This is a genomic window from Kitasatospora sp. NPDC085464 (assembly GCF_044541955.1).
In the GTDB taxonomy this organism is placed as follows: Bacteria; Actinomycetota; Actinomycetes; order Streptomycetales; family Streptomycetaceae; genus Kitasatospora.
This window is the reverse complement of record NZ_JBITTM010000062.1, coordinates 42,934-51,477: the sequence shown is the minus strand read 5'-3', so window position 1 is coordinate 51,477 and position 8,544 is coordinate 42,934. Positions and strand designations below refer to the sequence as shown.

The following is an 8,544-nucleotide window of genomic DNA, read 5'->3' as shown; positions in this document are numbered from 1 at the left end:
GAGATACGACAAACTCGCCGTCCGCTACGAAGCGACCGTGCTGGTCGCAGCCATCAACGAGTGGCTGTGACCAGCACTTTCGAAACACGCCCTAGTAGAAGCGCTCGCCCTGGATGTCGTCGTGGTCGTTGGGGCACCAGAGCACCTGGAGCCGGTCGGTGCCCTCCGGCCAGGGCAGGTGCGGGGCGTCCTCGGCGCGGATGTGTGCCAGCGGCACCACGGCCGTGCCGGCCGCGGGCCGTTCGGCGACCTTGCGGTGGAGGCGCCAGTTCGTGAGGTCGAGGGAGCCGGCGCCGGCCATGATCCGGCGCTGCTCGGCGACTTCCTCGGAGGTGAGGACGTGCGGGTCGCCGCCGGCCCGGGCCCGCTCGTGCAGCGCGCGGTCGATGCCCTCCCAGATCGCGCGGTCGGCGGGGGAGACGTCCTGGTAGTCGTCGTCCAGGTGCTTGGCCGTGCAGTGCGGCCAGGGCTCGCCGGCCGGCCACAGGGCCGGGCCGCCGATCCGGCTCGCCGCCGGTTCGGGTGTCGCGGCGTACGGGTGGAGCAGCGTGGCGGGCCGCAGGTAGGGAGCCAGTCCCGGTACGGCGGCGACGAGTTCGGCGGGGGTGGGGCTGCTGTCGGTCACGCCGCACACCCTAGGGGCCCGTCTTCGAAGCCCCGCCTGTGGGGGCGACGCCGGGAACTGCGTTACTGCGCCGGGAAGTCGAAGGTGTAGCCCTGGGCGACCAGCCAGGGCAGCAGCTGCTTGAGCGCGGCCACGGTCTGGCTGCGGTCGCCGCCGCCGTCGTGCATCAGGATGATGCCGCCCGGCTTGAGCTGCTTCTGGACGGTGGCGACGATGGCCGGCACGCCGGGGCGGGACCAGTCGCGCGGGTCGACGGACCAGCCGAGCGAGGACATCCCGAGGCCCGCGGTGATGTGCTCGTTGTCGGCGTTGAAGCCGCCGCCCGGGGCGCGGAACCAGTCGACCCGGGTGCCCGGGCCGCCGGCCTGGACGATCATGTCGCGGGCCGCGCCGATCTCGTACGCGGCCTTGTCGTGCGGGAGCTTCGCGAACGGCTGCGGGTGGTGGACGCTGTGGTCGCAGAGCCGGTGCCCGGCGGCCAGGACCCGCTTGACCAGGGCCGGGTTGGCGGCGGCGTTCTGGCCGATCTCGCAGAAGGTGGCCTTGGCGTGGTACTGGGCGAGCAGGTCGAGGATCTGGCCGGTCGCGGGGCCGGGGCCGTCGTCGAAGGTGAGGGCGACGGTGCGGCCGCCGGAGGCGGTGGAGCCGATCACGGTGCCCGCCCCGGGGTGCTCGGGCGGTGCGGCGGGGGAGGAGGACGCGGCGGGCGAGGCCGGCACCGCGGGCGCGGCCGGGGAGGCGGGGGCTGAGGAGTCCCCCGGCCGGGGCGTGCGCGGCTTCACCGGGACGGCCGGAGCGGCCGACGACGAGGACCCGGCCGACGACGAGGACGCCGCGGACCCGGAGGCGCCCGCGGCCGGCGGTATCCCGTCGGAGCCGGGCGTCGGGGCGATGGTGGCCGCCGCCGTTCCGCTCGGGTGCGCGGCGACCGGCGGCTGGGCGGCGGTGCTCGGCGACTGCAGCGCGCCGCTGGCGGTCCCGCACGCGGTGAGCCCCAGCACGGCGGCCAGCCCGATGCAGCCCGCGATCAGCCGGCGCCCGGAGCGGGAGGGGAGGGTCGGAGCGGAGGGGCGGCGGGCGGTCCGGTGCATGGCGGCGGCTCCTGAGGTACGAGTACGGTGCCGATCCCTCGGGTCAGGATGACTGTCCGGTAGGACGCCGAGCCTACGTGCCGTGGTTGCGCGCCGGACCGCCTCCGCCCGGGACTCTTCTCACACCCGCCCCGGTTGGCACCCGGCCGCGGATCGGGGTAGCGCCCCGCCGTCAGAACGGGTACCAGCGCACCCCGGTGGCACCGTCCCGCAGGGAGTCGACCCGCCGCCGGAACTCGGCCAGGGCGGCCGGGTTGCTCGCGGCCTGCTGCGCGACCCAGGAGGCGCTGGCGGTCTCGCGGGCGCCGCGCAGCACCGTGAAGCCGGGCCACTCGCGCACGTCCCAGCCGTACGCCTCGGTGAACGCCCGGTACTCCTCGCCGGGCACGCCGTAGCGGTCGTGGGCGAGGGCGAGGACCACCAGGTCGTGCTCCCGCAGGTCGTTCGCGACGAATTCGAGGTCGAGCAGCACCGGTCCGTCCGGGCCGACGTGGACGTTGCGCGGCAGCGCGTCGCCGTGGATCACGCCGGGGTGCAGCCGGGGGACGAGGTCGGGCAGGGCGGCCTCGAAGGCGTCCCGGCGGTGGCGCAGGAAGGCGACGTCCGCGGGGTCGACGTGGCCCTCGGCGGAGGCCAGCCAGCGTTCGACCGGGGCCAGCAGGTCGCGCCGGCCGAGCGGCACGGGCGGTACCGGCAGCCGGTGCAGGGTGCGCAGCAGCGGGGCGAGGTCGACCGGGCGGGCGGGGCGGACGGCGGGTGCGAGCCGGTGCCAGAAGGTGACGGGGTGCCCGTCGGCGAGTCGGGGTTCGGGCGCCACCGCGTCGTACGGGCGCACCACCGGGACGCCCTGCCCGGCCAGCCAGTGGGCGACGGTGAGCTCGCGGTGCGCCCGGTCGTACAGCTCGGGGCCGCGGCCGACCTTGGCGACCACGGCCGGGTCGCCGAGGTCGAAGACGGCGTTCTCGCCGAGTGCGAGCAGCCGGGCGTCGCCGGGGCCGGGAAGTCCGGCGGACTCGCAGGCGTGGGCGAGCAGCAGCCGGGCGCGGCCCTCGTCGAAGGGGATCATGACTGGGCTCCGTTCCGGCGGTGTTCACCCGGGGGACCCGGGACGGTGATCATCATGACGCACCGACGCCGGGCCCCGCGCGTTGCGGGGCCCGGCGTGGTGCGCGTCACCGGAGGTGGCTCAGACCCCGACCCGCCGGTGCCGGGCGGCGCCGTCCGCGGGGGCGGCGGGCCGGGGGTGCGGGGCGTTCGCGGCGCCGGGCGGCGGCGCGGTCTCGCCGTGCGACAGGTCCGGCAGCCAGTTCAGCCAGCGCGGCAGGTACCAGTTGCGCTCGCCGAGCAGGCTCATCACCGAGGGCAGCAGCACGGCGCGGATCACGGTGGCGTCGATCAGGACGGCGACCGCCAGGCCGACGCCCATCTGCTTCATCGCCTGCATGGACAGGGTGCCGAAGACCGCGAACACCGCCACCATGATCACCGCGGCGCTGGTGACGACCCCGGCCGTGGAGCGGATGCCGTGGGCGATCGCGGCGCGGGTCGGCAGCCCTCGGTCGTGGCCCTCCTTGATCCGGGAGACCACGAAGACGTGGTAGTCCATCGAGAGCCCGAAGAGGATCACGAAGAGGAACAGCGGCACCCAGGACTCCACGGCGCCGACGCCGGCGGTGCCCAGCAGCGAGGCGCCGACGCCGTGCTGGAAGACCAGCGTCAGCACCCCGTACGCGGCGCCCACCGACAGCAGGTTGAGCACGACGGCGGTGAGGGCCACGGCCGGCGAGCGGAAGGAGGTGAGCATCAGCAGGAAGGCGAAGGCGATGACGAAGCCGAAGACCAGCGGCATCGAGCCGGTCATCCTGGCGTTGAAGTCGTACGACCCGGCGGTGCGTCCGGTGACGGGGGCCTCGGTGCCGGGCACCCTGAGGACGGTCGAGGGCACCAGGTCCTCGCGCAGGGTCCTCAGCGCGTCGTTGCTGGTGGCGTCGTTGCCGGTGCCGTCGAGCGGGATGTCGACGGTGGCGACGTTCTCGGCGGGGTGCACGGCGACCTCGACCGGGCCGTGCATCCGCCCACTGGACAGTGCCCTCGCCTTGAGGTCCTCGATCGCGGCGGTCATCGCGGGGGAGTCGATGTCGGCGGCCTTGATGACGACGGTGGCCGGGGCGGGGCTGCCGGGGAAGGCGGCCTCGATCTTCTGGGAGGCGGCGACGAGGGCGTTGCCCGCGGGCAGCTGCTGCCGGAAGGTCAGGTTGGCGGTGTGCATGGTGAGCAGTGGTGCGGCCAGGGCGAGCAGGAAGGCCCCGGCGAGCAGGGTGGACGCCAGGGGGCGGCTCAGTACCGGGGTGAGCACCGCGTTCCAGAACCGTCCGCCGGTCCGGCCCGCGTCCGGTCGGCGGAGCCGGGCGAGGAGGGGCACCCGCCCCCTGTCGACCCGGTCGCCGAGCATCGACAGCAGGGCGGGCAGCACGGTCAGCGAACCGAGCACGGCGGTGATCACGACCAGGATGGTGGCGAAGGCCATCGCCCGGAAGTCGGCGATCCCGGTGAGGAACATGCCGGCCATGGCGACCACCACGGTGACGCCGGAGACGAGCACGGCCCGGCCGCTGGTGGCGGCGGCCACGGTCAGTGCGGTGTGCGCGTCGCGCCCGGCGGCCCGTTCCTCGCGCTCGCGGCGCAGGTAGAACAGGCAGTAGTCGACGCCGACGGCGAGGCCGACCAGCAGCATGACCGAGCTGGCGTCGTCGCTGGTGTGCAGCAGGCCGCTGCCGAGCGCGACCAGCCCGGCGGCCGCGACGAAGGCGGTCAGCGCGAGCACCACCGGCAGCACGGCGGCGACCAGCGCCCCGAAGGCGATCAGCAGGATGCCGAGGGCGAGCGGGACGGCCGTCCACTCGGCGCGGGAGAAGTCGTTCTTGAACTGGTCCTGGATCCACTTGCCGGAGCTGGCGTCGCCGAGCTCGGCCACGGTCAGGCCGGGGTTCTGCCGCTGCACGCCGGCCACCGCGTCCATCACCGCCCCGACGTTCGCGACCGCCTCGTCCCGGTCGCCCTTGAGCGTGACCAGGACGAGCGCGGAGTGGCCGTCCGGGGAGACGGCCTTGGTGTCGTACGGCGAGCGGATCCCGGCGGCCTTGCCGGTGCGGTCGACGGCGGAGACGACCTGGTCGACGGCGGCGCGGAAGTCGGGGTCGTCGGCGCTGCGGGTGACGCTCTGGACCAGGACGGTCTCGCTCGCCGGGCTCGTCAGGCCGGCCTGGTCGAGGATCTTCGCGGCCCGGGAGACCTGCCCGGGCATCGACTCGGCCTCGGTCACCTTGGTGCTGCCGTGCATGCCGCCGAGCACCGCGGCGAGCACGACGAAGAGCAGCCAGCCGAAGACGGCGGTCTTCCGGTGCCGGGCGCTCCAGACGCCCATCGTGGCGGCGATGCCGAGTCCGGCCCGGGTGGATCGGGACTGCACGGGTTTCACGGAGGTTCCCCCTGGGAGAGCGGCGGTTCGTCGCCGGTCGTGAGTGGCGGTGGCCCTGGTCGTCCGAACCGCCTTGCGCTGCAGGCCGGTTGCGGATCCGGCGTCGCAACCGACAGTAGGGAAGGCGGGGTTGGGCGGGAATCGGGCTGGCGGGTGAGCCTGCCCTGGGGTCTGCCTCGGGGGGAGGGGTGGGGTTTTCCCTACCCCCCGACCCCGAGAACTCCACCTGGGGGTAGGGGATCCGGCTCCACCCTGAGGGGGAGGTGACTCCACCCGGAGCACGAGGTCAACGGGTCCGCGTTCGGGGGAAACTGGGTCGGGGCCGTTTCGGGGCGGTCCCGCACGGGGGTTGGAATACGGGGGCTCCTTGCCGGGCGGCAAGCCAGTGCTCGTACGATGATGCCCCACCTCACTTACCTGCCGACCGGCAAGGGCCTGCGCATCCCGTGCAGGCCCGGACCGGTCCTGCCGTCGCCCAGCGTCCCGTCCCCCAAGGGCTGCGGTGAACCATGCCCAGGAGGCATCACGAGCATGTTCCACCGACTAGGACACTTCGTCGTTCGTCGCGCGTGGTGGGTGATCGCGGCGTGGATCGTCGCGATGATCGCCATCGTCGGCTCCGCGCCGAAGGTCACCTCGCAGACGGACGAGTCCGCATTCCTGCCCAAGCACTACGAGTCCATCCAGGCCGCGCAGCTCCAGGAGCACGCGTTCCCGGCGAGCTTCACCCCGTCCGCGCTGCTGCTCTTCGAGCGCAACGACGGCCAGGCGCTGACCACCGCCGACCAGGCCTCGATGGACAAGATCGTCAACGGTCTCACCGATGCGAAGATCCCCGCCGTCGAGAAGATCCTGCCGGTCGACCCCAAGACCTCGAAGTCCAAGGACGGCAAGTACGCGCTGTCCATGGTCGGCATCGACAAGAACAAGATGGAGAGCCAGGAGTTCCCCGACGCGGCCAAGAAGCTGCGCGAGGAGGGCACCAGGCTCGCCGACGGCAGCGGCCTGAAGTTCCAGGTCGGCGGCCAGGCCGCCAGCAGCCTGGACCAGAAGGACGCCTCCGGCGCCACCGACATGATCGTCATGCTCGGCAGCCTGGTGCTCGTCATCCTGATCGTCGGCATCATCTTCCGCAGCATCCTGGCCGGCATCCTGCCGGTCCTGCTCTCGCTGGTCATCGCGATGCCGGTGGCCAACGGCCTGATCGCCGACGCGATCAAGGTGTTCGACCTGAAGTCCTCCCCGATGACCTCGGCGATCCTGATCATCGTCGTCCTCGGCGTCGGCACGGACTACTTCCTCTTCCTGTCCTTCCGCTACCGCGAGCGGCTGCGCCTGGGCGAGGACCGCAAGACGGCCGTGGCCAACGCCGTCGGCCGGGTCGGCGAGGCGATCGCCTCCGCCGCCGGTGCGGTCGCCGTCGCCTTCGCCGTGCTGATCCTCTCCAGCCTGGGCATGTTCACCGCGCTCGGCCCGGCGCTGGCCATCGCGGTCGTCGCGACCGCCCTGGTCTCGCTGACCCTGGCCCCGGCCGTGCTCGCCGTCATCCCGTCCCGGGCCGTGTTCTGGCCCGGCAAGAAGTGGATGCAGGAGCCGCAGAACGCCCGCTTCGCCGCGCTCGGCCGGATGACCGGCAAGAAGCCCGGCCTGGTCGCCCTGGTCTCCGGCGGCATCCTGCTGGTGCTGACCCTGGCCGGCGTCAACTACAACGGCACCTACGACCTGGCCGGCAGCTCCATGCCCAAGGGCAAGGAGTCGATGGTCGTCCAGGACAAGCTGATGACCGCCTTCTCGGCCGGCACCGCCGACCCGAGCCACGTCTTCCTGACCAGCACCAACGGCTCCAAGCTCAGCGAGTCCACGCTCAACGACTTCGCCGGCAAGCTCCAGGGCGTGCCCGGGGTGGCCTCCGTCGTCACGCCGAGCAGCGAGAACAAGGCGATCAGCGCCGACGGCACCACCGGTGACTTCACCGTGATGCTCAGCGACGCGCCGGCCTCCAACAAGGCCATCGACACCATCGCGAAGGTCCGCGACACCGCCCACGCCTCGGCCCCGGCCGACAGCAAGGCGCTGGTCGGCGGCATCACCTCGGTGTACAAGGACATCAACACCGCGATGGCGCACGACTACACGCTGGTCTTCCCGATCGCGGCCCTGCTCATCATGATCATCCTGGGTCTGCAGCTGCGCAGCGTGGTCGCGCCCTGGTACCTGATGGCCTCGGTCGGCCTCGGCTTCGGCGGCACCCTCGGTGCCACCACCGTGGTGTTCCAGAACATCAAGGGCGAGCAGGGCCTGATGTTCATGCTGCCGATCTTCATCTACCTCTTCGTGGTGGCGATCGGCACCGACTACAACATCCTGATCATCGCCCGTCTCCGCGAGGAGGCCCGCGAGGGCCGGACCCCGCGCGAGGCGGCCCGCGAGGCCGTCAAGCACGGCGGCCCCACCGTCGCGGCGGCCGGCTTCATCCTGGCGGCGTCGTTCGCGACCTTCATGCTCGCGGGCAACGTGCTCTTCATGGAGCTCGGCTTCTCACTGGCCTTCGGCATCGTGCTGGCGGCCTTCGTGATGGCGATGTTCTTCACCCCGGCGCTCACCGCGCTGCTCGGCCACCGCGCCTGGTGGCCCGGCCACGCCGACAGCCCCGGTCACGGCCACGGCGGCGGTCCGGCCCCGCTGGCGGGCACGCACGGCGTGCCGGAGCCGGCCGGGCGGCGCTGACCGCAGGCCCACCCCGGACCGACTGGGCCGATCCCGGGTCGGCCTGCGGCCCACTCCGGACCGATCCACAGGCGGCGCCCCGCTCCGGCGGGGCGCCGCTTGCCCGCTCGTCGGGGGCGTCAAACGTGATCTGTTCAGCGGAAAATCCCCGGTCGCCCGGGGTGTCACCGTGCTACAGTCGAGTCAGTTGCAGTTTTGGTTCCCATGAACGTGTATGTGCGCCTGCTGGTTCCAACCAACAGGCGCATTTGTTTTGTCCGGTGTTTCAGTCTCCGGATGGGGATCGCGGCTACTTGGGGATTCACGAGGTGTGGATCCCTGATGCCCCAGTTAGAGGAGACGGTTATGGCTACCGGCACCGTGAAGTGGTTCAACAGCGAAAAGGGCTTCGGCTTCATCGAGCAGGACGGCGGCGGCGCCGACGTGTTCGCCCACTACTCGAACATCCAGGCTCAGGGCTTCCGTGAGCTGTTCGAGGGCCAGAAGGTCGAGTTCGACGTGACCCAGGGCCAGAAGGGCCCGCAGGCCGAGAACATCCAGATCATCGGCTGACGTCAGCCCACGCTGACTCGCGATAATCGCGAAGCGGGGCCCGCACCGCACGGTGCGGGCCCCCGCTCATG

The 8,544-nt window shown here is 72.4% G+C and carries 6 protein-coding genes; 2 read left to right on the top strand and 4 right to left on the bottom strand.

The annotated features are described in order from the left end of the window. Positions 1 to 91 precede the first annotated feature (91 nt). The 4 genes from ACIGG8_RS37385 to ACIGG8_RS37370 all read right to left on the bottom strand — a co-directional run bounded on the left by ACIGG8_RS37385 (position 92) and on the right by ACIGG8_RS37370 (position 5,140). Positions 92 to 625, bottom strand: coding sequence for a hypothetical protein (locus ACIGG8_RS37385; protein ID WP_396553061.1), 534 nt, complete (start codon positions 623 to 625; stop codon positions 92 to 94). 62 nt (positions 626 to 687) lie between these two features. Further along, entirely contained in the window at positions 688 to 1,716 is a 1,029-nt protein-coding gene (locus tag ACIGG8_RS37380) for a polysaccharide deacetylase family protein (RefSeq protein WP_396553060.1), read from the bottom strand. A 172-nt stretch (positions 1,717 to 1,888) separates the two neighbouring features. Continuing rightward, positions 1,889 to 2,782 (bottom strand): phosphotransferase enzyme family protein, encoded by an 894-nt coding sequence (locus ACIGG8_RS37375; RefSeq protein ID WP_396553059.1) that lies wholly within the window; start codon positions 2,780 to 2,782, stop codon positions 1,889 to 1,891. 120 nt (positions 2,783 to 2,902) lie between these two features. Then, on the bottom strand, positions 2,903 to 5,140 hold the full coding sequence (locus tag ACIGG8_RS37370; protein ID WP_396553064.1) for an MMPL family transporter: 2,238 nt from the start codon (positions 5,138 to 5,140) through the stop codon (positions 2,903 to 2,905). A 585-nt stretch (positions 5,141 to 5,725) separates the two neighbouring features. Between ACIGG8_RS37370 and ACIGG8_RS37365 the strand changes: the two genes are divergently transcribed. Together ACIGG8_RS37365 and ACIGG8_RS37360 are read left to right on the top strand one after the other, a co-directional pair. Beyond that, positions 5,726 to 7,921 (top strand): MMPL family transporter, encoded by a 2,196-nt coding sequence (locus ACIGG8_RS37365; RefSeq protein ID WP_396553058.1) that lies wholly within the window; start codon positions 5,726 to 5,728, stop codon positions 7,919 to 7,921. A 345-nt stretch (positions 7,922 to 8,266) separates the two neighbouring features. Next, positions 8,267 to 8,473: a cold-shock protein gene (locus ACIGG8_RS37360; protein WP_030060364.1), complete on the top strand. Its 207-nt coding sequence runs from the start codon at positions 8,267 to 8,269 to the stop codon at positions 8,471 to 8,473. Positions 8,474 to 8,544: the final 71 nt, after the last annotated feature.

Bases quoted from the DNA above. Each gene is read 5' to 3' on its own strand.
- ACIGG8_RS37375 (WP_396553059.1), bottom strand. From the start codon at position 2,782: ATGATCCCCTTCGACGAGGGCCGCGCCCGGCTGCTGCTCGCCCACGCC.
- ACIGG8_RS37370 (WP_396553064.1), bottom strand. From the start codon at position 5,140: ATGGGCGTCTGGAGCGCCCGGCACCGGAAGACCGCCGTCTTCGGCTGG.
- ACIGG8_RS37365 (WP_396553058.1), top strand. From the start codon at position 5,726: ATGTTCCACCGACTAGGACACTTCGTCGTTCGTCGCGCGTGGTGGGTG.
- ACIGG8_RS37360 (WP_030060364.1), top strand. From the start codon at position 8,267: ATGGCTACCGGCACCGTGAAGTGGTTCAACAGCGAAAAGGGCTTCGGC.
- ACIGG8_RS37380 (WP_396553060.1), bottom strand. From the start codon at position 1,716: ATGCACCGGACCGCCCGCCGCCCCTCCGCTCCGACCCTCCCCTCCCGC.